Annotated in this window: 24 protein-coding genes; 9 read left to right on the top strand and 15 right to left on the bottom strand. The window is 57.7% G+C overall.

The genetic code is table 11. The annotated features are described in order from the left end of the window. Positions 1–32 precede the first annotated feature (32 nt). The 6 genes from AAFM46_RS14535 to AAFM46_RS14560 all read right to left on the bottom strand — a co-directional run bounded on the left by AAFM46_RS14535 (position 33) and on the right by AAFM46_RS14560 (position 6,691). Positions 33–1,406 (bottom strand): GTP-binding protein, encoded by a 1,374-nt coding sequence (locus tag AAFM46_RS14535; protein WP_283529774.1) that lies wholly within the window; start codon positions 1,404–1,406, stop codon positions 33–35. After that, positions 1,406–2,344 carry a sulfate adenylyltransferase subunit CysD gene (gene cysD, locus AAFM46_RS14540; protein ID WP_283529767.1) on the bottom strand — a complete coding sequence of 313 codons (939 nt, stop codon included), beginning with the start codon at positions 2,342–2,344 and terminating at the stop codon, positions 1,406–1,408. The genes AAFM46_RS14535 and cysD overlap by 1 nt, the downstream gene beginning before the upstream one ends. Beyond that, on the bottom strand, positions 2,341–3,069 hold the full coding sequence (locus tag AAFM46_RS14545; protein WP_343320458.1) for a phosphoadenylyl-sulfate reductase: 729 nt from the start codon (positions 3,067–3,069) through the stop codon (positions 2,341–2,343). Before AAFM46_RS14545 ends, cysD begins: the two co-directional genes overlap by 4 nt. Before the next feature lie 17 nt (positions 3,070–3,086). After that, positions 3,087–4,823 (bottom strand): nitrite/sulfite reductase, encoded by a 1,737-nt coding sequence (locus AAFM46_RS14550; RefSeq protein WP_343318523.1) that lies wholly within the window; start codon positions 4,821–4,823, stop codon positions 3,087–3,089. A 169-nt stretch (positions 4,824–4,992) separates the two neighbouring features. After that, positions 4,993–5,814 (bottom strand): hypothetical protein, encoded by an 822-nt coding sequence (locus tag AAFM46_RS14555; RefSeq protein WP_343318525.1) that lies wholly within the window; start codon positions 5,812–5,814, stop codon positions 4,993–4,995. Positions 5,815–6,004: 190 nt separating this feature from the next. After that, positions 6,005–6,691: a CbiX/SirB N-terminal domain-containing protein gene (locus tag AAFM46_RS14560; protein WP_283529734.1), complete on the bottom strand. Its 687-nt coding sequence runs from the start codon at positions 6,689–6,691 to the stop codon at positions 6,005–6,007. 363 nt (positions 6,692–7,054) lie between these two features. Between AAFM46_RS14560 and AAFM46_RS14565 the strand changes: the two genes are divergently transcribed. Then, positions 7,055–8,407: an FAD-dependent oxidoreductase gene (locus tag AAFM46_RS14565; protein WP_343318527.1), complete on the top strand. Its 1,353-nt coding sequence runs from the start codon at positions 7,055–7,057 to the stop codon at positions 8,405–8,407. Between the two features lie 5 nt (positions 8,408–8,412). Here the strand turns inward: AAFM46_RS14565 and AAFM46_RS14570 are convergent, their stop codons facing one another. Together AAFM46_RS14570 and AAFM46_RS14575 are read right to left on the bottom strand one after the other, a co-directional pair. After that, positions 8,413–9,633, bottom strand: a complete 1,221-nt coding sequence (locus AAFM46_RS14570; RefSeq protein WP_343318528.1) for an ABC transporter permease — start codon at positions 9,631–9,633, stop codon at positions 8,413–8,415. A 1-nt stretch (position 9,634) separates the two neighbouring features. Beyond that, positions 9,635–10,579: an ATP-binding cassette domain-containing protein gene (locus AAFM46_RS14575; RefSeq protein ID WP_283529711.1), complete on the bottom strand. Its 945-nt coding sequence runs from the start codon at positions 10,577–10,579 to the stop codon at positions 9,635–9,637. Between the two features lie 110 nt (positions 10,580–10,689). Between AAFM46_RS14575 and AAFM46_RS14580 the strand changes: the two genes are divergently transcribed. The 3 genes from AAFM46_RS14580 to AAFM46_RS14590 all read left to right on the top strand — a co-directional run bounded on the left by AAFM46_RS14580 (position 10,690) and on the right by AAFM46_RS14590 (position 12,484). Beyond that, entirely contained in the window at positions 10,690–11,340 is a 651-nt protein-coding gene (locus tag AAFM46_RS14580; RefSeq protein ID WP_283529691.1) for a trimeric intracellular cation channel family protein, read from the top strand. A gap of 50 nt (positions 11,341–11,390) precedes the next feature. After that, entirely contained in the window at positions 11,391–11,810 is a 420-nt protein-coding gene (locus AAFM46_RS14585) for a hypothetical protein (protein WP_343318529.1), read from the top strand. A 62-nt stretch (positions 11,811–11,872) separates the two neighbouring features. After that, positions 11,873–12,484 carry a hypothetical protein gene (locus tag AAFM46_RS14590; RefSeq protein WP_343318531.1) on the top strand — a complete coding sequence of 204 codons (612 nt, stop codon included), beginning with the start codon at positions 11,873–11,875 and terminating at the stop codon, positions 12,482–12,484. A gap of 6 nt (positions 12,485–12,490) precedes the next feature. On the opposite strand, the gene AAFM46_RS14595 is transcribed toward AAFM46_RS14590, so the two are convergent. From AAFM46_RS14595 to AAFM46_RS14605, 3 genes are read right to left on the bottom strand one after another with little or no spacing between them, the layout of a single operon-like run. Further along, entirely contained in the window at positions 12,491–13,594 is a 1,104-nt protein-coding gene (locus AAFM46_RS14595; protein WP_343318533.1) for a polyprenyl synthetase family protein, read from the bottom strand. Beyond that, positions 13,594–14,913: a geranylgeranyl reductase family protein gene (locus tag AAFM46_RS14600; RefSeq protein ID WP_343318535.1), complete on the bottom strand. Its 1,320-nt coding sequence runs from the start codon at positions 14,911–14,913 to the stop codon at positions 13,594–13,596. The genes AAFM46_RS14595 and AAFM46_RS14600 overlap by 1 nt, the downstream gene beginning before the upstream one ends. Before the next feature lie 17 nt (positions 14,914–14,930). Then, positions 14,931–15,671 carry a demethylmenaquinone methyltransferase gene (locus tag AAFM46_RS14605; protein ID WP_343318537.1) on the bottom strand — a complete coding sequence of 247 codons (741 nt, stop codon included), beginning with the start codon at positions 15,669–15,671 and terminating at the stop codon, positions 14,931–14,933. A 114-nt stretch (positions 15,672–15,785) separates the two neighbouring features. On the opposite strand from AAFM46_RS14605, the gene AAFM46_RS14610 reads away from it, so the two are divergent. From AAFM46_RS14610 to AAFM46_RS14625, 4 genes are all read left to right on the top strand, one after another. Beyond that, entirely contained in the window at positions 15,786–17,168 is a 1,383-nt protein-coding gene (locus AAFM46_RS14610) for an isochorismate synthase (RefSeq protein WP_343318539.1), read from the top strand. A 179-nt stretch (positions 17,169–17,347) separates the two neighbouring features. Then, the gene (locus AAFM46_RS14615; RefSeq protein WP_343318541.1) at positions 17,348–18,283 is read left to right on the top strand and encodes an ABC transporter substrate-binding protein; all 936 of its coding nucleotides are present in this window, start codon (positions 17,348–17,350) and stop codon (positions 18,281–18,283) included. 3 nt (positions 18,284–18,286) lie between these two features. After that, positions 18,287–19,261 carry an amino acid ABC transporter permease gene (locus AAFM46_RS14620; protein WP_283529633.1) on the top strand — a complete coding sequence of 325 codons (975 nt, stop codon included), beginning with the start codon at positions 18,287–18,289 and terminating at the stop codon, positions 19,259–19,261. Beyond that, the gene (locus AAFM46_RS14625) at positions 19,258–20,061 is read left to right on the top strand and encodes an amino acid ABC transporter ATP-binding protein (protein ID WP_283529617.1); all 804 of its coding nucleotides are present in this window, start codon (positions 19,258–19,260) and stop codon (positions 20,059–20,061) included. Before AAFM46_RS14620 ends, AAFM46_RS14625 begins: the two co-directional genes overlap by 4 nt. A 107-nt stretch (positions 20,062–20,168) precedes the next feature. Here AAFM46_RS14625 and menD read toward each other — a convergent pair whose 3' ends face one another. Together menD and AAFM46_RS14635 are read right to left on the bottom strand one after the other, a co-directional pair. Further along, on the bottom strand, positions 20,169–21,929 hold the full coding sequence (menD, locus tag AAFM46_RS14630) for a 2-succinyl-5-enolpyruvyl-6-hydroxy-3-cyclohexene-1-carboxylic-acid synthase (protein ID WP_343318545.1): 1,761 nt from the start codon (positions 21,927–21,929) through the stop codon (positions 20,169–20,171). A 63-nt stretch (positions 21,930–21,992) separates the two neighbouring features. Beyond that, positions 21,993–22,982, bottom strand: coding sequence for an o-succinylbenzoate synthase (locus AAFM46_RS14635; RefSeq protein WP_343318547.1), 990 nt, complete (start codon positions 22,980–22,982; stop codon positions 21,993–21,995). Between the two features lie 59 nt (positions 22,983–23,041). On the opposite strand from AAFM46_RS14635, the gene AAFM46_RS14640 reads away from it, so the two are divergent. Beyond that, on the top strand, positions 23,042–23,944 hold the full coding sequence (locus AAFM46_RS14640; protein WP_343318548.1) for a phosphatase PAP2 family protein: 903 nt from the start codon (positions 23,042–23,044) through the stop codon (positions 23,942–23,944). A 34-nt stretch (positions 23,945–23,978) separates the two neighbouring features. On the opposite strand, the gene AAFM46_RS14645 is transcribed toward AAFM46_RS14640, so the two are convergent. Both AAFM46_RS14645 and AAFM46_RS14650 read right to left on the bottom strand, forming a co-directional pair. Next, positions 23,979–25,175, bottom strand: a complete 1,197-nt coding sequence (locus AAFM46_RS14645) for an MFS transporter (RefSeq protein WP_343318549.1) — start codon at positions 25,173–25,175, stop codon at positions 23,979–23,981. Positions 25,176–25,185: 10 nt separating this feature from the next. Next, positions 25,186–25,410, bottom strand: coding sequence for a hypothetical protein (locus AAFM46_RS14650; protein WP_283529557.1), 225 nt, complete (start codon positions 25,408–25,410; stop codon positions 25,186–25,188). Positions 25,411–25,537 lie beyond the last annotated feature (127 nt).

Raw genomic sequence — 25,537 nt, forward strand, 5'->3', positions numbered from 1 at the left:
CGCAACCGGCGGCTTTTTTCACACACGTGGCGCTAGATACTGTAACGGTCGCGATCACCCGGGTGGTCTCTGACTAGTCCGGCCGCCAGGGTGTTCCCATCCTGCGGATCGATCACTAGGAACGCTCCGGTCCGGCGGTGGCGGGCGTATGATTCCACAGGCAGCGGTGAAGCCAAACGAATTTGGGCGGTGCCAATGTCGTTTAGTTCCAGACCGGAAGCTCCTGCATACGCAAAAGACTCCAAATCCAGCTTGCCCGTCACCGCACGAACCAACCCCTGCACAGTTTTGCTGCCATGTTTGATCAGCACTTTGGCCCCCTCGCGCAGCGGTTTAGCGGACAGCCAGCACAGTTCGGCATAAACATCTTGGCTGACTTCCCCAAAGGTGCCGGTTGCTGCGATGACGTCTCCACGGGCAATGTCGATCTCCTCGCTCAGACGCAACGACACTGACTGCGGCGCCACAGCCGTATCCAGCGCACGCCCGGCAAAGTCGATGCCCACCACCGAAGCGATGCGTCCCGAGGGCAGCACCGTAATTTCATCGCCCACGGATACCTCTCCGGAAGCTATCTGCCCGGCATAGGCGCGATAGTCGCGAAAGGAGGCTCCGGCGTCGTCCGCGTCAGCAAGCTCAGGCGCCAGTGCCCCCTGGGGACGGATCACTAGCTGAACCGGGAACCGGAACGGCTCAAGCCCACGCTCCAGTTCATCGGTCGTGGCCAGCGTTTCCAACAGATCAAGCAGGCTGTGACCGGTGTACCAAGGGGTGTGAGCGGAGCGCTGGACAACATTGTCACCCTCCAGCGCGGACACAGGGACCACCACAACGTCAGTGAGCCCGATGTTGGCCGCAACTTCCTGAACATTGTTTTCAATGTCCCGGAATATGTTCTCACTGAAACCCACCAGATCGATTTTGTTCACGGCCACCACCACATTGGGCACCCGCAGCAGGCGCAGCACCGAAAGGTGGCGCCGGGTCTGCTCAAGCACGCCTTTGCGCGCATCGATCAGTACGACGACGGCATCCGCCGTCGAAGCGCCCGTCACCGTGTTCTTGGTGTACTGGATGTGTCCGGGGCAATCGGCAAGGATGAAGCTACGGCGGTCCGTGGCGAAGTAGCGGTAAGCCACATCGATGGTGATGCCCTGTTCGCGCTCGGCACGCAGGCCATCGGTGAGCAGAGCCAAGTCGATCTTCTGGGTGCTGCCATTTTCCCCACCGAAACCGCGGGCCGCAGAGGTGCGGGTGACGGCGTCAAGGGTGTCTGCCAGGATGGCCTTGGAATCGTGGAGCAGGCGGCCCACCAACGTGGACTTGCCGTCATCGACGGAGCCCGCCGTGGCGAAGCGAAACAGAGTGGCTTGGGCCAGTGGTGTTTCGTTGATAGTTGCGCTCATTAGAAGTAGCCATCTTTCTTGCGGTCTTCCATGGCTGCCTCGGAGATGCGGTCATCGGCCCGGGTGGCGCCACGTTCGGTCAGGGTTGAGGCGGCAACTTCGCGCACCACGTCGTGAACTGTGGCTGCCTTGGATGCCACAGCCCCAGTGCAGGACATGTCCCCCACCGTGCGGTAGCGCACTTGTTTGAGAACTACTTCCTCATCGGGGCGGGGTTGGGAGACTTCACCCACGGCACGCCACATGCCGTCGCGTTCAAACACTTCACGCGCATGGGCGTAGTACAGCCCTGGCAGTTCTATATTTTCCCGCGCAATATAACGCCAAATATCCAATTCGGTCCAGTTGCTGATCGGGAACGCGCGTACATGCTGGCCCACGGTGTAGCGGCCGTTATACAGGTTCCATAGTTCTGGCCTCTGATTGCGCGGGTCCCACTGGCCAAACTCGTCACGCAAGGACAGGATGCGCTCCTTGGCACGTGCCTTATCCTCGTCACGTCGGCCCCCACCAAAGACGGCGTCAAATTTGTTCTTGGCTATGGCATCCAGCAACGGAACCGTCTGCAGCGGGTTACGCGTTCCGTCAGCGCGCTCACTCAGTTCGCCGCTGTCAATGAATTCCTGTACGGAGCCCACTTCCAGGCGTAAGCCCAGACGTTTCACCGTACGGTCACGGAACTCGATTACCTCGGGAAAGTTGTGCCCGGTATCCACATGCAACACAGGGAAGGGCACTTTGCCCGGCCAAAAAGCCTTTGTAGCCAGGTGCAGCATCACCACGGAGTCTTTACCGCCGGAGAACAGCAGCGCCGGGCGCTCAAATTCGGCCACAACTTCGCGGATGATGTGGATGGCTTCAGATTCCAGCAGATCAAGGGAATTCAGCGCAGACTCGTTTAATGCGCTCAGGTCATTGTCAATTATTTGAGTACTCATACGTGTAGTCCGCATTCTGTTTTGGAGGTTCCGGCCCAGCGTCCACTTCTTGGATCGGCGCCGGGGGCCACTTTGTTGGTGCAGGGCGCGCAGCCGATGGATGGGTAACCCTGGCCCAACAATGGGTTCACCGGCAAAAGGTGCTCCTCGGAGTAACGAATCAATTCCTCATACGTCCAGGTGGCAACGGGATTCACCTTGATCAGGCCGTTCTTTTCATCCCATTCCACCAAGGGTGTGTTGGTTCGGGTGGGTGCCTCGTCGCGTCGCACGCCAGTGAACCAGAGCTCGTAACCTTGCAAGGACCGGGACAACGGCTCCACCTTACGCAGTGCACAGCATTGGGCAGGATCACGGGCGAAGAGGTCTTTGCCCAGTAGCGAGTCCTGCTCTGCCACGGTGTTTAGCGGCAGCACATCAACCACGTTCACACGCAAGTTCTCCGCCACCTCATTACGCGTCGCGTAGGTTTCCGGGAAGTGGTATCCGGTGTCCAGAAACAGCACATCAACACCGGGGAGTTGCTCGGCCACCAAGGCCGGCAGGACGGCGTCGGCCATGGAACAGGCGACGGCGGCCGCACCCGTGGCGAAATTCGCCACCACCCAGCCAATGACGGCCTGTGCCGACGCATCCGCGCTTAGTTCCGCGGCACCGGCGGTGGCGAGCGCCCGTAGCTCAGTCTCGGAGCGAAGCTCCCTGGCTTTAGCGGATTTTTCTGACACGCTTGTGCTTGAAAAACTCACGTCAGCAGCTCCTCATCTACTCTGTGGGCAAACTCGGCAAAAGTTTCATCAGCCAGACGGTGGGACGCATAGCTGCGAATGATCCGCTCCACGTAATCGGACAGCTCATCGACAGCCACCTTGAGCCCACGAACGGTGCGCCCCAGCCCAGCCTCTTCCCGGTCTCGTGAGGCCAGCCCACCACCAAGGTGAACCTGAAAACCACCTGTTGTGCCGCCGTCGTCCGTGGGAACAACAATGCCCTTGAGCCCAATATCTGCTGTCTGAATCCGAGCACAGGAGTTGGGGCACCCGTTGATATTCAAGGTGATGGGCGCTCCCAGCACGCCCGCGTCAACCAAATCCTTCATGCGCTCTTCCAGCTCTTCAATGACGTGGATGGCGGTGTCCTTGGTATTCACGATCGCCAGCTTGCAAAACTCAATGCCTGTGCAGGCCATGGTGTTGCGGCGGAAAATTGAGGGCCTGGCTGACAATCCGAGAGCGTCCAGTTCGGCAATGACGGTTTCCACATTCGCTGTGTCTATGTCCAAAGCCAGAATTTTTTGATGCGGGGTAGTGCGCAACCTGTACGAACCCTGCACTTCCAACAAGTCCGCCAGGGCAACCAGGGTGTCCCCGGAGAGCCGACCCACCAAGGGGCTGGAGCCGATGAAGAACTTGCCATCCTTTTGTTCATGGACGCCCACATGGTCGCCGAAATCCTTGGCTTGCGGCGGAACAATGCCGTCCGGAAGTTTGCGGCCCAAGTATTCTTCTTCAAGGATTTGACGGAACTTTTCTACGCCCCAGTCTGCGATCAAGAACTTCATGCGGGCCTTGTTGCGCATCCGGCGGTAGCCATAGTCGCGGAAAACGCTGGTAACGGCTTCCCAAACTGCGGGCCCATCTTCCGGCGGCACAAATACGCCAGCCCGCTGGGCTAGCCGGGGTGCTGTTGAAAGTCCGCCGCCTACCCAGAGGTCGTAGCCGGGACCCAGCTCAGGGTGCAAAACACCCACAAAAGAGACATCGTTGATCTCGTGCACAGTGTCTTGGTTGGGGTGGCCGGTGATGGAGGTTTTGTACTTGCGGGGCAGGTTGGAGAATTCTGGGTTGCCGATGAAGCGTCGGTTGATTTCCTGGATGAAATCCGTCGGATCAAGGAGTTCCTCCTTGGCTATCCCAGCCACTGGCGAGCCCAGGATTACGCGGGGAACATCGCCGCAGGCTTCAGTAGTTGAAAGCCCAACGGCTTCCAGACGGCGCCAGATTTCAGGCACATTTTCCACTTCAACCCAGTGCAGCTGGATGTTCTGCCGGTTGGTCAAATCTGCAGTGCCCCGCGCAAAATCGCGGGAAAGTTGACCAATAACGCGTAGTTGTTCGGTGGTGAGGCGCCCGCCGTCGATCCTGACGCGCAGCATCAGGAACTTGTCCTCGAGCTCGTGCGGTTCAAGTGAGGCTGTCTTGCCGCCGTCGATCCCCTGTTTACGCTGCGTGTACAGTCCCCACCAGCGGAAGCGTCCGTGCAGGTCGTCATCAGTGATGGAATCAAAACCTTGTTTGGAATAAATAGTCTCGATGCGGTGACGCACGGACAAACCGTCATCGTCCTGCTTCCATACCTCAACCGGGTTCATGGGAGCCTTGCCGTCCACCTTCCACTGGCCGTGGGGCTTAGTGGCGGGACGTCTGCGGGTGGCGGGAGCATCGGCCGCGGCGCTCGCTCCGGCTAGAGCTGTCTGTGTCATGGAACGAGCGTAGATTGCCTCATGCCCGGCAACAATCACGAATGCAACGCGGCTTCACCTCGGGCAACAATTCGTCACACCGACCATTTTGGTGCTCAAGTATGCGCCGCTTCTGCGCGCCGTTGTTCGCCAACGTTGCGCCACAATGTTTGCTGCACAAGATCCGAGGTTAACGACGCGCTGAAGCGATGGTTGCCAAGGCTTGTTCCACCCACTGGAGCATAATCTCGGGGCGATAAAGCACAATGGCTGCCGGAATTCGAAGCCGCCAGACGCCATTGAGCACGTACATGGTGTCCCGCCGAAGGTCCTCAACCCATCCTTCTGGCGTGTTGTGGTACTTCTGTCCGTCCACTTCGATGCCGAGCACCCCATCCACAAGCAGGTCCAGATGTCCAGCATTTTTGATGTAGGCCTGAACCTGGACCGTGTACCCAGCATTCCTGAGCTGGTAACGTCCACACGTTTCAGCAATGGACATTGATTGCATATCAATCATGTCCACAATCCGGCGCGCACGTGCATCTTTTCTCTTGGTGAAGACCCGCCGATACTGGGCCATGGTGCACTTCTTGAGCACCACCGCGGACTCTAAAATGCAGAGCGCCTCCATATCGGAGCTGCACTGAAGACAATGACGAAGGCAGTCCCAAAATGTAGCCCTGCCGCGAACCCGGTGCACAACACAACCCGCCACTGCCCTCCCATGAGATGTCGCCACGTGTGGTTGGGACGGACTGTGCAGAACCCACAATTTCATGCGCTCAGCCCGGCTAAGACAGTCAAGGGTGGCTAAACTCTGAGCCAAGTGCATATCGAAAGCGTCCGCACCTGGCAAGGAATAGACCCCTCGCCCACTGCGGCTTACCGAGCCGGAGGCGACGGCCTGCTGGAGCGCCCACGCAGTCACACCACCGTCCAAAAGTGCTTTCCTCGGGGCGGTCTTCCCCAGTAATGTCAATACCGTTTCAACTGACTTCTTTTGATTCATCAACCCAGCATGCGCCCACAGCTCTAAGCGCAGGAGCCCAAAGTTGAGAATGTGGATGACCTGCTGAGGAGCCCGTGCTGTGGAGGAGTAAACGCACATCGATTCTGCGCGTTGTTCGCTGCGAATACTGCGCCGCAATGTTTGTGGCGCAGTATTCGCAGCGAACCACGCGCGGAAGAGGTGCTCGGGGCTAGTCCGCCCGGGACACAGCCGCGTCAAAATGTTCCAGAGCAAGTTCTGCCACCAGGCTAGAGGGCAATAGCGGCGGCGCCACGAGGTCAGCGCCGGCGCTGGCAAGCTGATCATGAAAATGTCCCGGCGCCAATAAGTAGGAGGCTACAGCAACCCCGCCAACCCCCTCAGATCGCAGCTGTGCCACGGCATCATGAACAGAAGGCTCCGCCCCAGCCCCGTACCCGGGAAGAATCCGTTGGGGGCGCCGCACAGCTAAATCGGCGGCAAGCACCTCAATTTTTTCAGCCGCCTCTGGGCGTGAGGACCCCGCCGCCGCCAGCACTATGCCCCAATCTTCCGGCAGTGTCCCCAGACGCTCATCGAGCAGCTTTGCCAATCTTGGATCCGGTCCAAGTGGTGCAGCGGCAACCGTGTTGGCGCGGGCAGCAACAGCCTCGGCAATATCTACTTGAATGTGGAATCCCACTGTCAGTAACAATGGAACCACCACGGCCCGGATCCCAGGTGCTAGGCCTGACAACACATCTGGAAGGGCAGGTTTCTGGACGTCGACGTAGGCTTCCATGACGCAAAGTTCGGGACGCAAAGCAGCAATCTCGTCCCGCACCTGATTGATGCGTGCCTGGCCCTGTGCATTGTTGGTGCCGTGGGCACAGGCAATCATGAGCGTCTGTAGCGGCATGGTCAGCATCCTTTTTCGATGACTCGGTTGACTCGTTGCTGCCAATGTACGGCACAAGATACTCAAAGCCATGATTACTTTGCGCCAGAAGTCGGCCTGAATTTTTAGAGAATTGCTGATCCCGATAGCTGAACCGATTGCGCTTTACTCCGGTGGAAGGCCCCAAGAAGAATAGCAACTGACCGGACAGAATCTGGAGCCCAAAAGGAGCCCACCTGCCACGATCACAAGAAACATGACACTGGCCATGGCGGCTGTTGCCGCTGTAATCTCATTGCAAGCGGTGTCCTTGTTTCCGCGTCCTGCTTGACGATTACTGCTTGGCGCTTACTGTTGGGGCACAACGTATAGGAGGGCCATGTAATGGGTGCCATAGACGAAAAACAACCGCATAAGATCCCACATATTTTGATTCTTGGCGGAGGCTATGTGGGCCTCTACACTGCGTGGGGTCTGCGCCGATCCCTCCCCCGCTCCGCGGCGCGGATCACTGTGGTGGAACCTAATCCATACATGACCTACCAGCCTCTCCTGCCGGAAGTAGCAGGTGGTGAGCTTGACGCCCGCAGTGTTGCAGTAGATTTGTCCCGCGCTTTGAAAGGTATGAACCTGTTCCGCGGGAGGCTGATTTCAATGGATGTCAGCGAACGCACCGCGCACGTGGAATCAATCACAGGAGCCACCTCCACAATGGATTTTGACCACGTGGTGTTAGCCATGGGTGCCGTCAGCAGAACCTTCCCCACGCCGGGGCTAAAGGAGCAGGGAATCGGTTTCAAAACATTGGCTGAGGCAGTCCATGTCCGCAACAAGGTACTGGGCAATATTGCCGCGGCGGACGCAGCAACTGACCCGGCCCAGCGAGCCAAGGCATTGACGTTCGTGTTCGTTGGCGGCGGGTACACCGGTGTGGAAGCCCTCTGCGAGCTCAGTGATCTGGCCAAACTTGCTGTGGACGAACACCCCACGCTTGACCGTAGCGAGCTGCGCTTCGTCCTAGTCGAGGCCTTGGACCGAGTAGCTCCGGAAGTAGGGCCCACACTCTCAAAGTTCACCCTGGCCCAATTACGTGAACGTGGTGTCGGTGTTCGGCTGAAGACCACCATGAAGTCATGTACTGATGGACAGGTGGTGCTCAGTGATGGAAGTACCTTTGAGGCAAACACCATTGTTTGGACAGCCGGAGTCAAACCCAACCCCGTGTTGGATAACACTGATGTGCCACGAGGACCGAAGGGGCATGTCAGCGCCAATTCCAAGTTACAGGTCATCGACAAAGACGGCATCCCGGTGCCAGGCATCTGGGCGGCCGGTGACAATGCGCAAGTCCCTGACCTCAATGCGGCCAAACAGCCTGCCTTCTATGCTCCGAACGCTCAAAACGCCATGCGCCAGGCAAAAGTGTTGGCGCAAAATATTGTTGCTGATCTTGACGGAGAACCGTTGATCGAGTTTAGGCATAAATCTTTGGGCACCTTGGCGAGTTACGGGGTGGGGCGTGGCGCCGCCGTCGTGCTGGGTATTGAACTAAAAAACAGGCCAGCCTGGCTCGTCGACAGGCTTTACCACGGGCTTGCAGTACCCACATTTAACCGAAAATGGCACGTGTTTGCGGCTTGGTTCGCTGGCGCATTCGCTAAACGTGACCTGACAGCACTGCCGGAGGTTGAGCACCCGCGGATGGCCTTTTTAGAAACGTTTACAAGGCAGGACTAGGACTTTCAGCGTTTCTTCGCGAACGCCGTGCGCAACGAGAGTTTCCGGGAATATTCAATGGATCCGTAGCGGAAAAGGTGCACAGCAATGCGCAAAGCCAGCGCACCAAAAATAAACAGTTCTGCAATGACTATGACAGTTGAAACGCCATCCAGAGAGCCGAAGGCGTTGCGCAACATGGCCGTGATAGGAGCCGTAAAGGGGAAGAATGTGAAGATTTGGACAATGACTGAGCCAGGATCGCTGACAATCATTGTCACAATGTAAAATGGGATGAACATGAGGATCATCACGGGCGTAAAAATGGTACCGGCGTCTTTGGCCGTTGGCATGACGGCGCCAATGCCCACCAGCACGCCTGTGAACAAAATGAAGCCGCCCACGAACAATAGCGCTCCAACCAGCATGGGCACGAACTGCGGTTGCAAATTCGAGAGATCAAATTCAGGCATAGCAAGCTGTTCGCGGAAGAACACGTAACCAAGCACCACAGGCGCGGTAAACACCAACGCTTGAAGGGCGCCCAGTAGGAACAGCGAAATCATTTTGCCAACCACAAGTGTTGTGGGGTTGAGCGTTGTCAGGATCATTTCGGTGACACGATTTTCCTTCTCCTCCAGTGTGGAGGCCAGCATCTGGTTTGCGAGCAGGATGATCACCACGTAAAACAGCACCAAAAACAGCATTGGCGGCACAACTGTCTCCAGCCCGCCGGAGATTTCGCCATCCTTAAACGTTTGTGATTCGGTACTGAATTTCCCCTGGAGTGCCTGTGTCAGCTCTGGTGAACCCACATGTTTTTGGGCTGAGAGTATGAGAAGTTGCTTGGCCACAGCCTCATACGTACCGTTTTTGAAGATTCCTTGATCTGCACCAAAGACCAGCAGCGGGTCCTGGGACAAGTTCGCCGGAAAGCTGAAGTAGGCGTTGAGTTTCCCTTCTTTGACACGGTCGACGGCGGTGCTTGGCTGTTTTTCCAAGGAACCACCCATGTCTGTCGCCAACGCCGGGTCGATCAAAGCAGAAGCGTCGGAGTAGCTGAAATTAAGGGTCTCGTTCTTTTGCGCCTCGGTGCGGGATTGCGTGGAGGAACTGCTAGCGAAAACCAAGGCAAAAACGATCCCCAACAACACGGGGATGGCCAAGGTTGCTATCCAGAAGCGGCGCTTTTTCACGGTTCTAAAGAACTCAAATTCCACCACTGTACGCAAGTTGTGCCGGGCCATTTCAGTTCACCAAGTCCTTGAGCGTACCGGGGGAAGCCTGGGCTGCGGCTTCCCCATACACCTGGATGAAGATGTCTTCCAAACTGCGCTTTGCGGCAACAAAACCACGCACAACCACCCCTGCAAGAACCAGTTCTTTGCACACCAGCGCCTCATCCACCTCATCGGGTAATGACAATTCCGCATAATTTCTCTCGTGAAGAGTGATTTCATAGTGCGGGGACTCTGGGATTGAACCGGAATATTTGAGTTTGATGGTTCGTCCACCAAAGTCGTTTTGTACCTCATCGATGGTGCCGTAGGCCTCAGCTTTGCCGTCCTTTAGGAGAATTATACGATCGCACAACCGTTCAACTTCTTCCATTTGGTGAGTGACCATCATGACAGTGGCCCCGGCCTCCTTGCGTTCCTCAATGATGTCCATCAGCAGCCGCCGGTTCACCGGGTCAAAGCCTTTGGTGGGTTCATCGAGTATCAACAACTCAGGTTCGTTCATGATGGTCACACCCAGTTGGATTTTCTGCTGCTCGCCACCGGAGAGTTTGTCCACGCGCACATCAGCTTTGTCCCCAAGATCCACCCTGTCCAAGTACTGCCGGGAAAAGTTTTGTGCCTGCTGTTTTGAGAGGCCCTTAAGCCGACCAAAATAACTCATCACATCCAGCACGGACTCTTTTTTGTACAGCCCGCGCTCCTCCGGAAGGTAGCCAAGCCGGGCCCCGTAATCGTCGCTGAACACTTTGCCGTTGATCTCAAGGGTTCCCGATGTGGGCCGGTAGATACCTAGCAAAGCCCTTATCGTCGTCGTCTTTCCACTGCCGTTGCTGCCAAGAAAACCAAAAGTCTCCCCCCGCGCAACGTCAAAGGACAGGCCCTCAATGACTTTCTTTTGGCCAAATTGCATGTGGAAGTCCTGCACATGAATTAGTGGCGGTGCTGCATCCATGTCTTCACACTAGTCATAAACCGCCCAGCTGATGAGCGCTCCTTTGGCCGGATTTGCGAACACGCCGTAAGCTTGGCGCTGCTGCCACCTTTCCGCACCTACTGATGAATATGCCCATGACCTTTGACCTTCCGTTAGTGCTCGATCTTTTGGGCGTCTTTTTCTTTGCCGTCTCTGGCAGTCTGCTGGCGGCCCGCAAGGGATTTGATCTGGTGGGTTCGGTTCTGCTGGGCTCCATGGTGGGTTTGGGCGGTGGCGTGGTCAGGGACATCGTCCTGAACCAGGGCCCGCCCGCCGCCTTTGTGAACCAGATTTATTTGGTCCCACCCGTCCTTGCTGCCACCTTGGTTTATTTCACTGTGCAAAATGTCCAGCGCAGCGGAAGGCTGCTTTACATGTTCGACGCCGGCGGGCTGGCTTTGTTTTGCGTCACCGGTTCGCTGAAGGCGCTTGAAAGCGGAATGAACCCTGTGGCCTCCATTTTGTTGGGTGTCACCACCGCGGTGGGTGGCGGGATCCTCCGCGACATCACAGCCAACGACGTACCTAAAATCTTTGACCCAAAGGATCTTTACGCCATCCCAGCATTTGCGGGGGCAGCCCTGACCACAGCGTTGTGGCATTTAGACTGGCTGAACCTGGCCACAGGAACCGTGGCCGCCGTGGTGGTGTTCATGCTGCGTCTGCTCAGTCTGCGCTACGGCTGGCATGCTCCGCTCGCTGCCCGGAGCTGGGCTGCGAGACGTCCCACTCGCGGCTAGAATTGTAGAAAGCGCATCACTGCACCGCACGCCAATTTTCGGAGATTTGAATGTCTGACATGTTCGTAGAGAAGTTCCGCGCTCTGGTGTCCTTGTATCTGGAGGGCACGTGGCAGGATGCCGATGGCATCACGTGGGAAGACCTCGACGCCGTGTTTGGCGAATTACAGATCACAGTGCCGCTAGCCCTGCGCGAATTTTTGCATGCTTTGGGTAATTGCGAAGAGCTCATGGAGGCCTACTACTACTTCTGGGACCCTGAAGAACTTGAAATAGAGGACGGTTATCTTCTGTTCCTGGAAGACGAGGATGAGGCTTACACCTGGGGCATGCTTGCCGATCAAGGCGAGGTCCCCGACCCGATCGTCTGGCGACGGAACAACGCCACGGGCGAATGGATCAATGAAGAAGGTACCTTCAGCGAGTTTGTGTTCGACATGCTCGATTGGGTATTCGGGGACGAAGACTGATCCTGTGTAACTATAAGGTTCCAGCTATGGGAATATTCATCCGGTGGCGGTAGCGTTGCGTTATGGACGCACAGCAGCCTTTATCCTCCTTAGTTCCGGACCCAGCTGACATTGTGGGCCTGGTCGAAAAGATGGTCGACGGTAGATGGCCACGCTCAGAGTTTGATCGAAAAACTCTGTTCCTTAACCTTGGTTTCACTTCTGGCGCCAGCTGGGAAGACGCCGCCACGGCCACGGAGACTCAACACTACTCACTGGGACTGGGGCTGCCGCGTGAAATCATGTCCTCGTGGACCTCTCACAATGGCCGCTTCGTGGGGATAAGTATGCACCTTTACTCATCCATGGACACGGATAACCCCTCAACCCGCCAAGGTTATGAGGATTTCCGCCGCCAGTTCACTGCCCTTTACGGTGAGCCGGCCAACCCCTGGCACGATCCCATGGTGCCTGCTTGTGTATGGAATGTGAATGGACGCAGAATTGCTATCCGTTTCTTCAACCTCCAGCACAGCTCCATGATGCTCAGTGTTGAAGACGCGGGCCTAGCCAATGCCGCAGAAGCCGCGGCACGGCGCCAGAATGCCCCCACCAACTGGAACAATAGTGTTGCAGGGGCTAGTCCCTTCAACCTTCCTGGCTTTGGTTCAGAAACCAACAAGCCAAGAATTTAAGCGCAACTAAACGTCGCGATCCACCACGGCTTCGGCAAATGTTGCTAGTGCTGTTTTGACGCTGCTTTCTGGTAGTGGCGCAAGTGCGGCAATAGCAGCCGCGGACCACTCACGGGCCACCGCCCACGATTGCGCTGTCACAGGGTGCTCGCGCAGAGCCGTCACGGCAGCGGCCAAAGCCTCATCACGGCTCAGATCTCCGTCCACTAGCTCCAGCACGGACACAGCAGCTACGTCACCGGCGGCCGCAGCTTTACGCAGTAACAGAACGGGAAGCGTTGGTACGCCTTCGCGCAGATCCGTCCCGGGGGACTTCCCTGAAACCTGCTTTAGCCCTGTGACATCAATAACGTCGTCGGCGAGCTGGAAAGCCACACCCACCTTTTCACCGTACTCAAGCAGAATCTCCTCGATGCCCTCATCAACCCCCGCAAAGATAGCGCCAAGCTGACCCGAGGCCGCCACAAGTGAGCCGGTCTTATCGGCAATGACGGAGAGATAGTGCTCAATGGGATCTTCGTCTTCACTCGGTCCCACAGTTTCATGGAGTTGACCCAGGCAGAGCCGTTCAAAAGTGCGGGCCTGGATGCCCAGTGCTTTTCCACCAAGTTCGGAGACCAGGATTGAAGCGCGGGCAAACAGCAGATCCCCGGTTAGGATTGCCACTGTATTGCCCCATATCTCGTGAGCCGTGGGGGCTCCGCGCCTAAAGGGCGCGGAATCCATGACATCATCGTGGTACAAAGTGGCAAGGTGCGTCAGTTCAACCACGACGGCGGCCTGCACCACCTGTGCGCGGTTGGGGTCGCCAAGATGGGCAGCCAGGAGCACCAGCAACGGACGAATCCGTTTGCCGCCGGCCTCAACTAGGTGGCGGCTGGTGGCGTCAGCAAGCGGGTCAGAATGCGCAATCGCTTCCCGCAGCCTCTTTTCCACTCTGGCCAGGCTCATGGAAATGGAGGGACCCAGTTCTGGATCGCCCGCTACGGCTGAAAAACCTGACGGCAGTTGCATCTCCGTGGCGATAGCCATGGTGCTGGGATTTGGATCGTGCGATTCAGGGCGCCCTTGACCGGCAGGGGCCCAGCTGTGGTTCGCGGAAGTAGTCACTACTTAACACTAACTATTGGAAGGGATTGTTGCTTGGCGGTGGCGGACATGTCCTGGTTTCCGGTAGCGGGAACCATTTTCTCCAGTAAATGAATCACTCTATCCTCAAAACCATGTTCGTCCTTGTCGGTGAGGTTGGCCATCAGGCGCACCACAAAGCGCATCAGCACCGGCAAGGGCATTCCTGTGCGCAACGCCAACTTCATGATGCCGGGTTTGCCAATGAGGGATGCGAACATCCGGCCCAAGGTGAAGTGGCTTCCCCACTGCTCACGAACAAAGCCGCTGTAGCCCGAGAGCGCATAATTAGCGGCCAGCGCCGAGTTTGTTCCAGCTGCCCGGACAATGAATTCGGCCGCGAATCGGGCCGATTCCATGGCGTAGGAGATACCTTCACCGTTGAACGGGCTAACCATGCCGCCGGAATCTCCCAGCAGCATGAGACCGTCAGAGTAATGCGGTGTCCTGTTGAAACCCATGGGTAGCGCCGCTCCACGGATGGGACCCACTTGGTTTTCAGCAGTGAACCCCCATTCGGGGGGCATACCAGCGGTCCAGTCGCGCAGCACTTGACGGTAGTCCAATTTTCCAAATTCTTTGGAGGAGTTCAAAATACCTAAGCCCACGTTGGAAGTGCCGTCGCCCACCCCAAAGACCCAACCGTAGCCGGGGAGTGTTTTTCCCTCTGGTGATTTCAGCTCCAGCCACCCCTCCATCCAGTCATCGTCGTGACGAGGAGAGGTGAAGTAAGTGCGGTAGGCCACGCCCATGGGCCGGTCATCACGTTTTTCATGCCCTAGGGAGACAGCTGTGCGGGTGGAGTTGCCGTCCGCGGCCAGCACCACGTCGGCAAAGAAGTCCCGCGTCTGGCCCGTCTTCCGCCCAGTCTCATCCAAAACTGACGCCCTGGCACCCACAACAGTTCCGGAGTCGTCTTTTAAAGCTGTCATGACCGAGTGCCCCTCATGGATCACGGCACCTGCGGCACGAGCATGGGCGGCGAGTGACTCATCAAAACCAAGGCGGGTGCGGATGAGGCCGTAGTTGGGGAAATTGCTGAGCTCGGGCCACGGAACTTCAATACTGCGACCCCCGGCAATCAAGCGCAGACCCTTATTGCGGCGCCAGCCTTCGGCGGGGTCGTGCGGCAGGCCCATAAGCTGCATTTCACGAACGGCCCGGGGGGTAAGTCCATCACCGCAAACCTTTTCACGCGGGAAGCGTGTCTTTTCCAGCACTGTGACTTCGATCCCGGCGGTAGCCAGGTGGTAGGCCGCGGTGGATCCGGCGGGCCCGGCGCCTACAACAAGTACCTTCACGATGGGTGGGGGTTCCTTTAGTTGGCAGGGTTGGTGGCAGGGGTGAATGCAGGCACGGAGCTCTGCAGAGGCTTCACGGCGCGATGCACGGCCACAATACCGCCACTGAGATTCCGGTAGGCAACCGATTCCCAACCGGCCTCACTGAGCCAAGCCGAGAGCTTGTCTTGATTGGGCCAGGTCCGGATGGACTCGGCCAGGTAAACATAGGCGTCCGGATTAGAGGCAGCCTTTTTGGCGATAGATGGCAGGGCTCGCATCAAATACTCGGTATAAACAGTGCGGAACAGAGAAAGTGTGGGGTGGGAGAACTCTGCCACAACCACTTTGCCTCCGGGTTTTGTCACGCGCAGCATTTCCCGAAGCGCCTTCTTGGGATCCACAACGTTGCGCAGCCCAAACGAGATAGTTGAGGCGTCAAAAGAGTCATCGGCGAAGGGCAGATTGGTGGCATCCCCGGCAATAAAGTCAATATCTGGGCGGCGACGCTTACCAACTTTGAGCATGCCTACCGAAAAGTCGCAGGCCACTACGGCTACCCCGGCGTCAGCAAAAGGCTCACTTGAAGTTCCCGTGCCAGCAGCTAGGTCTAACACCCGCTGACCGGGTAGCGCGCCCACAGCATCCACCACAATGCGACGCCACCGCCGGGTCTGTCCCATGGACAAAATATCATTGACGATGTCGTATTTAGGCGCCACGTCGTCAAACATGGCGGCCATTTCTTCCGGACGCTTCTCCAAAGATGCACGGTTCACCCTCATAGTCTCTCAAACTTTGGCTGGATTTGTGCATCAGCGGCCTTTGGCTGTGGGCCATCACACGGCAGCTTCTCCAGCGTTCGGCACCGAGGCGAGTAATCTGGAGACATCATGACTGCTTCCTTGGGCACTACTTCGCTGCGCACTCTGACTCTGGCCCTGGATCCAGCCACGCTGGCTGAGCTAGGTGTGAGTGGTCCCGCGCACCTTTTAGGCGCCGCCTCCACCGACGACCCCATGTGCTGGCTTCGCCGCGGCCAAGGACTGCTGGGCTTTGGCGAGATCACTACGTTTAGCGCTCGTGGCCCCGAACGGTTTGCTGACGCAGAGTCATGGTGGCGGGAGTTGCTAGGCGAGGCCCGGATTGAAGATTCTGTGCGCATGCCGGGCACCGGTCCCATGGCTTTCGGCTCCTTTGCCTTCTCCAAAAAGAGCACTTTTAACTCGGTGCTGATTGTTCCGGCCCTCGTGGTTGGTTTCGCCGATGGGGCCGCGTGGCTCACCCAGCTAAGCATTGATGGCACGGTTCCCACCGCGGAGTCGGCTTTGGATCTTTTCCGCGAAACAGCTGCGGGGGCCCTCTCACCGAGCATTTCCAGCCCCCTTTCAAGCGCCGCTTCCGAGGAGTGTTCCATGCCGTCTGAAGTCTCCGCGGGCACCGTGCGTTCCGGAGCGCTCACCGAGGAACAATGGATGCAATCAGTAAGTGCCGGTGTGCAGGCGATTGCCGGCGGTGGGCTTGAAAAGGTCGTTTTGGCCCGAGATGTTGTTGCAACGTTCCCTGAACCCCTGCAGAGAGTTTCAATTCTGCAACGATTGGTGGATCTTTACGATGAATGTTGGACCTATGGTGTCCGCGGTCTAGTAGGCGCCACACCCGAAATTTTGATCAAGGTGGAGGGCTCAATGGCCCAGGCCCGAGTATTGGCTGGAACCCTGGATCGTGAGGATGAACCCGCCGGTTCCTCCGGTTTTGCGGATGCTGTCTTAGGCGGCTCTGCCAAGCAGCGCCAGGAACATGACTTCGCTGTTCGATCCCTCACCAGACAGTTGGCGCCTTTCGCAACTGACCTTTCTTTCCCACCAGAACCGTTCATCCTGGAGCTCCCCAATGTGTGGCATCTGGCCTCAGATGTCACCGCCGAACTCGCTAGCTCAAATGGTCATCTGCCCAGTTCGTTGGCGCTAGTAGCGGCCCTCCACCCCACAGCAGCGGTATGCGGGACGCCTCGTGAGGATGCTGGAGAGCTCATCCTAGAGCTGGAAAAGATGGACCGTGGACCCTATGCCGGTCCCGTGGGATGGCTTGACGGTGCCGGTAATGGCGAGTGGGGAATCGCCCTGCGCGGGGCAGTACTGGAGGATGCCCACAACGTGCGGCTCTACGCCGGCGCGGGCATTGTTCAGGCGTCCGACCCGGCTGCCGAACTGGCAGAGACATGGGCAAAATTGAGGCCCATGCTGCAGGCCCTGGGTCTGCCAAACCACCCTTAGGCCGATTCCGTGTCTGCGGAGTTTGCACCGTGCCAACCAACCGTGCCTTGCAAGCTGCGCCAATAAGTTGTTCAATGGTGAAATATTGTTCACCGTGATGCAAATCACTCAGCGTTACACTATATTCAACCTACGCAGTGATCCATGTACGCAATACTTCAAGACAAAAAGGGACAAAAATGCAAATCTCTACAAAGCTGACTGTTCGCCTGGCCGCAGTTGCGGCCGTCGCAGCATTGGCGCTGACAGGCTGTACCACCGCATCTCAGGACGGCGGCACGGAAAGCAGCGGAGGCCCTTCGCAGGTCGCCACCTTTGACCCCACCACGGTAGCCAAGGACGAGGCCTTGATCGCCATGCTGCCCGCCTCAATGAAGGGCAAAACCACCCTCAACGTTGGCGCGGATACTTCCTATGAGCCCGCGGAGTTCTTGGATAAGGACGGCCAGACCCCTATCGGCTACGACGTGGACATCGCCAAGGCCATCGCTGCAACGCTTGGCATGAAGGCAGAGGTACAGACCGCAGATTTTTCCTCCATCATTCCCAAAATTGGTAGCGCCTACGATCTGGGTATCTCTTCTTTCACCATTAACCCTGAGCGTTCAAAAGCGGTGAACTTTGTCAGCTACTTCAACGCCGGAGTGCTGTGGGCCGTTGAAAAGGGCAACCCCAAGGGCATCAGCATGGATGACCTCTGCGGGAAGAAGGTGGGTGTTCAGACAGGAACTGTTGAAGAAGATCCTGATGTGAAGGATCGCTCCGCCAAATGTGTTGCCGATGGCAAGCCTGCCATTGAGATCGTATCGCTGAAAAATCAGACCGATGTCACCACCCGCCTGGTCGGTGGCGCCATTGACGCCATGAGCGCCGATACTCCCATCATCAATAACGCACTGGCAAAAACTAATGGCCAGTTGGAAACATTGGGCGAGGCTTACGATTCAGCTGAGCAGGGCATTGCCGTTGCCAAGGACGATCTGGTCTTTGCCGGAGTGATTGAAAAGGTCATGAACAAGTTGATTGATGATGGCAATTACACCAAGATCCTAACCACGTGGAACAACCAGGATGGCGCTTTGAAGAAAGCAGTCCTAAATCCGACGGCGGGCTAGCAGTTGAGCCGACTACTCTCCCGTGGGTCGACACCGGGCCCGGGAGCCGACCTGGAACGCATTGATGCAGTTCCGGTTCGGCACCCGTGGCGCTGGGTAGGCGCAGCATTTATTTTGCTGGTGCTCGTTATGGTCATCCAGTCAATGACCACCAACGAAAAGTTCTATTGGGAAACTTTTAGGACGTATCTCTTTGATGTCCTTGTTATCCAAGGCGTGGGCTGGACACTCGTTTTAACTGTCAGCTCCATGGCGATCGCCATTGTGCTGGCCATTTTGCTGGCCTTCATGCGGCAATCTGAGAATCCTTTGTTCAGGTATGTGGCCTGGGTATGGGTTTGGTTCTTTCGTGGCACCCCCGTATATACCCAGCTGTTGTTTTGGGGTTCAGTGGGGGTGCTTTATCCCAAGATCATTCTTGGGGTACCGTTCGGGCCTGAGTTGTTCTCCTGGGACACCTCAACGGTTATCACCGCCACCGTTGGTGCGATCGTTGGTTTGGGTTTGAACGAGTCCGCTTACCTGGCTGAAATTTTCCGGGCGGGGCTTAAATCTGTTGACAACGGGCAGATGGAGGCGGCCGAAGCATTGGGTATGCGCCGGTCCAAGGTCATGTGGCGGATCATCTTGCCTCAGGCCATGAGAGTCATCATTCCCCCCACGGGCAATGAAACAATCGGCATGCTTAAGACGACCTCGCTGGTGCTGGCAGTCCCATTCACTTTGGACCTGACATTTGTTACCAATGCGCTCGCGAGCCGAACGTTCCTGCCTATCCCATTGCTCATGGTTGCCGCATTCTGGTACCTGTTGATCACATCGGTTCTCATGGTGGGCCAGTTCTACGTTGAACGGCATTTCGGCAAGGGGATTGACAATGTGATGAAAGCACCGGTGAAGGCAACTGCCGCCGCAGCCTCAGCCCACGCAACTCCAGAGAAAACTATTGGCGGAACCACGGAAGGTGGCAAGCAATGACCAAGACCACCTCAACGGATAAGGTGAGCCCTGCCGGCGTAAAGCCGCTGGTGGAAATTCAGGGTGTGCATAAATTCTTCGGCGATCATCATGTGCTTCAGGGCATCGACATGACAGTCAAGCCCGGAGAAGTTTCAGTGATCATTGGGCCCTCTGGTTCAGGGAAATCTACGCTTCTACGGTGCATCAACCTGCTGGAAACAATCAGCGCCGGGCGGATCTACGTCCATAACGAGCTGATCGGTTACCGCGAGGTCAATGGGAAGCTGCACGATCTAAACACTAAACAGATCGCAACTCAGCGCACGGAAATCGGTATGGTTTTTCAGCGCTTCAATTTGTTCCCGCACAAAACTGCGCTGCAAAACGTGATCGAGGCCCCTACTCAGGTCAAACGTCAGTCAAAGGCGACTGCGAAGTTGAAGGCACAGGAACTGTTGGAAATGGTGGGTTTGTCTGACCGTGCCAACTTCTACCCCTCCCAGCTCTCTGGCGGCCAGCAGCAACGTGTTGCCATTGCCCGGGCACTGGCTATGGAACCGGAACTGATGCTCTTTGATGAGCCCACATCAGCACTGGACCCCGAGCTGGTCGGTGATGTCCTTGAAGTCATGAAGAATCTGGCCAAGTCAGGCATGACAATGATTGTGGTTACTCACGAGATTGGTTTTGCCCGCGAGGTTGGAGACACCCTCACGTTCATGGATGCTGGCGTGGTGGTTGAAACCGGTAACCCTCGGGATATCATCGCCAATCCGCAGCACGAACGCACCAAGGAATTCCTTAGCCGCGTCCTCTAACCGCAGATAAAGCTGGCCCGCAGCAGTGCACTGCTGCGGGCCAGCTTTTTTTGGGCCCTTTGCTGCTGTGAATTTTGCTACTGTGAATTTTGTTTCTGTGAATTTTGTTACTGTGAATCAGCCAAGGCTGCGGCGATACGTGCGTGGAACTCTTGCAATCCTGCCCGGCTGGCCGATACCTCAATGAGGCTGCGCCCCTGCACAGGTGCGGCCAGAGCCTGCCCCAGCTCCGCGGGAGTGCGCACCAACGTATGAGCCCATCCGTAAGCTTGCGCCAAAACACCCAGTTCTACTGTGTGCGGGGTGCCAAAGAAGCGTTCGACGGCGGCCGCGTAGTTGGGTGCCTGCGCTAGTGTTCCGTGCTCCAAGACTGAGAAAATGCCTCCGCCACCATCATTGAGGACTACGGCTTGCAGGTGCGGAATTTCTTCGGTGGGACCTGTATTCATAGCTCCTACGTCATGCAAAAAGGTCAGATCCCCTATCAACACCCGTGTTGGCCGGCCCGTAGCCAGGGCTACCCCGGTTGCTGTGGCGAGGGTGCCGTCAATACCTGCCAGACCCCGGTTGGCGAACACAGTGACGTTGTTTACCCTGGTGGGTTTACCCGCCAGGTCAACGTCGCGGACAGGGTTTGAGGAACCCAGCATGAGGTTGCTACTGGGCTCTTGCTGGGCCTTGGCCCACACTGCGCGCGCCACCGCCGGGCCCGTAAGTTCCTTGGCATTGGGGGGTGCATCATTGAAGAGCGCATCTAATTGCTTCTCGCCAAGAGCGGCCGCTTCCTGCCACACTTGGAGCCAGCCGTCCGGGCCCTGCCCGGCGAAGCCAACGAGTTGATCCCATTGAGTCAACATCAGTTCCGTGCGCCGCCCAGCCTCGAACCAGGGAACAGGCTTGGGAATAAATAGTGCCCGTTCCAGGTCGGTGCGGGCCAGCAACGCATTGATTTGCCGCGATAGTGTTGGCCGACCAAAAAGTACCACCCGCTCAATCGGATGAGTGCTATCAGGGCCAAAGGCCTCAATGAGCAGCCGGTATGGGCCAACCGCGTTGGGTCCAAACCGAGCATTGGAAGACGGTTCCGCGAGCAGCGGTAGAGACAACATTCGGGCAAAGTATTCCGCTTCCGCACCTGCCCCGTGCCCGGCCACCACCACTGTTCTGTGGCTCGTTGCCGGCAAGCTCGTTACCGGCAAGCTCGTTACGGGCAGGCTTACCACTGGACTGCTTGCCACCGGGCTGCTTATGGCCTTTCTGGGCTCAGGACCAAGGCCATCTCCCGCCTTCACCACAGGCAGCAGCCGTTCCCATTCCGAACCGTCCAGTGCCGGTGTCAGCGGGTCCCGAAAGGCGAGGTTCACCTGAACGGGACCGGAGGGAATACCTTCTAACCGTCCGCGGGCAGCACTTAGGGCTGTTGAGATGGCGCTGGAGGGATCCAGACCGGCTGGAACATCCGTGGCAAAACGAACGTGATCGCCAAAGATGTCCAGCTGCTGTGTTGTTTGGTTGGCTCCGGTGCCCCGCAATTCTTCGGGTCGGTCCGCGCAGAGCACAACGATGGGTGTTCCGCTGTGGTTAGCCTCCATGACCGCAGGCAGTAGGTTGCCTACAGCCGTTCCCGACGTTGTCACAACCGCCACGGGAGCCTTCGCCCCCAGTGCCAGGCCTAGGGCCGTAAACCCGGCAACTCGTTCGTCAATTCGTACATATGTTTTGAGCCGGTCATCTGCCTGCGCTTCAGCAAGGGCATAGGCAAGAGGTGCACTGCGGGATCCTGGCGCCACCACCACGTGAGCAACTTCCGCACGGACCAAGGCGTCTACAACGTGGCGGGCAGCATCCATGGAGCTAAGTAAAGTCACGCCACTACTCTAGTCACACAGAGCGCCGGATGCCCATACGCGCGCTAGGCGATGCCCCGGGCGTTAGAACAGTTCAGGACCCAGCAGGGCATGGCAGCGGCTCAAACGTTCATGCCACCAGGCACGCCGCTGCGCCGGTGCGGCAAACCGGGTAAGCAGCTGCGGATCAGCAACAACCTCGCGCAGCTCAATTCCGCCGTCAACCGCTACCAGGCTTGGCACTGCCACATCTGCTTCCATCAAAGATACTGTGCCCAGCCCGCAGGCGTAGGGTAACTGTGGCAACGCGGCCGCAAGTGCTAATCCGGTTCGGATGCCCACAGAAGAATCCAGCGCCGAGCTCACCACAGCGGGCAAACCGGCTTCGGCAACGATTGCCAACGCCCGTCGGACGCCTCCCAGGGGGGCTGCTTTAATCACGAGTAGATCTGCGGCTCCGGCGCGGGCAACAGCCAGGGGGTCAGTAACTTTGCGCACGCTTTCATCCGCTGCAATCAAAACCGAGCCACCAAGCGCCGCACGTACAGCAGCCATTTCCGGAATCGTGGCAACGGGCTGTTCGGCGTATTCAAGCCCAAACACTGAAAGCATGCGCAACGCTGCCACTGCCTGCGGCACCAACCATCCGCCATTGGCATCCACTCTGATCCGGGCCTCTGGCAGCAAATTCCGTACTGCCCCCACTCTGGCAGCATCCTGCGCCAGCGACTCTCCAGCCTCGGCCACCTTGATCTTCACAGTGTGCAGACCATCAAATGCCGAAAGTACCGCCGGAATTCTCTCAGGAGTAACTGCTGGAACGGTAGCGTTCAGCGGAATCCAGCTGCGCGCTGGCTCGGGGTACCCCAGCCAGCCAGCTTCCAAAGCTGCGGCTAGCCACCGGGCGGACTCTGCGTCGTCGTACTCAAGGAAAGGCCCAAATTCCGCCCATCCCGCGGGACCTTTAAAGACCATCACTTCGCGGGTCTGCACACCTCGAAACTTCACCTTCATGGGCAGGGAGACTACATGGGCGTCGGCAAGAACCTGCTCAAGCGGTGGGAGTGGAAGCATCTCTTCACTGTAGCCCCAACCACAGCAAGCTCCCATGAATCTGTGGGAAGCTAGGCGGGATGAAGAACCATGCCGCCCCTCACCGTTCAGGCCCGCACAGCCGTGCCGCCTCACGCATTGCCGCCTGGCCATTCTTCTCGGCGGCGTTCATTAGCTTGGTTGGGATGGCTCTTAGTTACAGATTTTTCATCACCACCACCTCCGGACAGTTCATTGACGAGTCAGCCCTGGTTGAGGCCGAGGCGGCCCGCCAACGCATTGGTATACAGACTGCCCAAGTCCTTGACTCACTTCCCGTGACGTCCCTGGTCATCGCCGCGCTTGTGGTCTTATTCGTCACCCTTGCCCGACGCAGGTGGAAAGCGGCTGGTTTCGCTATTGTCGCCATGGCCGCTGCTAATCTCTCCACCCAGGTGATCAAGGCTGGGCTACCGGACCGACCCAATCTCGGCGTGAACACTCTGGCCCTGAATTCGTTGCCGTCCGGGCACACTACCCTGGCCGCCAGCGCCGCAGCCGCCGTGTTCCTGGTGGTTTCCCCACGCTGGCGCCCTGCCGCAGGCTTTGTGGGCGGCAGTTACGCCCTTGTGGTGGGAATTTCCACGCTCATCAATCAATGGCACCGACCATCAGATGTCTTGGCGGCTTTCTTCATTGTGGCGTTCTGGACCGCCCTGGCGGCGCTGGTTGTTATGCGTACAGGCCCGAAGTGGAATGTCTGGTTGGGCTCGGATATGCACTGGGCATCGGCACGGTGGTGGACTGTTTTGGCCGGGCTGTTGGCCCTGTTGGCGGGAGTGGCAACGGCCCTGATCTTACGTTCGGTTTCCGGGCCCGATGCGGTTAGTACCACCAGCTATTTCCTTATTGGACTTGGCCAAATAGTTGTTGTTGGCTACGGCCTCACTTTTGCTGGCATATTGCTGCTGACATTGGCTGTTCGACGCCGTTCACGGCGTTAGTTCGGCTGCTCGCCTAACAGTCTGGATTCCCGAACTAGCGCTGGATGGGTTTGTGCCGGGGTACCGAATACCCCAGTACGGCAGCCGCTACCAGCCCCAACAATCCGGTGGCCGCAATGCCAAAAGATAAACTCACCACAGCCGTTAGGCCCGCAAGGATCGCTGGTCCGCTTGAGCCACCAATGTCAGAGATGAACCGCCATACGCCCAGAAACTGGGCCCGCCCGTTCCGTGGTGCGTAGTCAGCTCCCAAGGTCATGACCAGGCCCGATCCAATGCCGTTTCCAAACCCGATCAGCATGGCTACCAGCAGCAGAGTGAGCGCTCCTGTGGTTAGCGGCATCAGCAGCAGCGAGACGCCCATCAACACCATGGACGGCACGGCTACCGCTATGCGCCCCTTTTTATCCATGACCTTGCCGGCTGGATAAAAGACAAGCATGTCGATGGCACCGGACATGCCATAGATCAGGGAGGTGGCAGCAGGGCTCAGACCCAAGTTCTCTGCCCACAACGGCACTACAACCTGCCGGGAAGAGCGCACTGCACTGACGAAGAGGATCCCAAGCCCAACACTGAGGAAGATTTCTTTATGCGCCGAAACCAAGGAACGCAGGGTGGGGGCTGGCCCGTCACTGCGCTCACCTTGGTCGCTGACAAGATCAGGTAGCCACAGAGCCAGGGCTCCTGCACCAGCCACGGCCACAGCGGCCACCCAGTAGGCGCCACTGAGCCCCACCAGGTGAATCACCAAGGCACCAATGAACGGTCCGGCGAACAAACCAATCCTGCCCACCCCACCAAGCGTCGACATGGCCCGGGCCCGCAAGAGTGGCGGAACAGCTTCGGTGAGGTAACTTTGGCGCGCTAGGTTGAACACTGCCGAGGCAGCGCCAATCAGGAGAATCCCTGCGGCAAAGGGCCAGAGTTCGGTGGCGAAAACGCAGAGCAGGAGCGCGCACAGGCTCAGGATGGCAGCGCCAACCATGCTGAGCCGTTCACCAAACTTAGCTGTGATCATCGAGGCCGGAATATTACTGACCAGGGAACCGATCCCAATCAACGCCACAATGAGAGCCGCCCCCGCCAGGGACGAGCCCATGGTGCGCGCACTGAGCGGGATGATGGGCAGAATAGCCCCTTCGCCAATACCAAAAAGCAGTGATGGCCCAAATGCCGGAAGGGCAATGGACCACAGACTGAAGTCTCCTGGTTTCGATGGTTTGCTCACTGGCTCTACTCTAGACCTGACGGATGGAGACGTCGCGGACGGCGGAGCCATAGCGGCTGGAAGCTATTAGCGAAGGCCACCGCTGCCCACCCAACAACCAAGTTCCACAGGCAAGCTCCACAGACCAGGTCGGAGCCGGGGTGTTCGCAGTCCACTGCTTGCGGCTGGTCGAGCCAATCCAAACAACACCGTCGGTCGCGTTTCCACCTTCTAGGGGCACCTCTTGCTCTACCACCTGATAAGAATGGCCCGTCATCAATGGGGCAACGCACGGGGGCTGGTAGCGGAGGGTGCGTATAAGTCAGCGAGGACTTCACATGGATGGCTTACATCAGTCATCGCGTTTGTCACGCTGAGGCTTC

The organism is Arthrobacter sp. TMP15 (assembly GCF_039529835.1).
GTDB lineage: Bacteria > Actinomycetota > Actinomycetes > Actinomycetales > Micrococcaceae > Specibacter.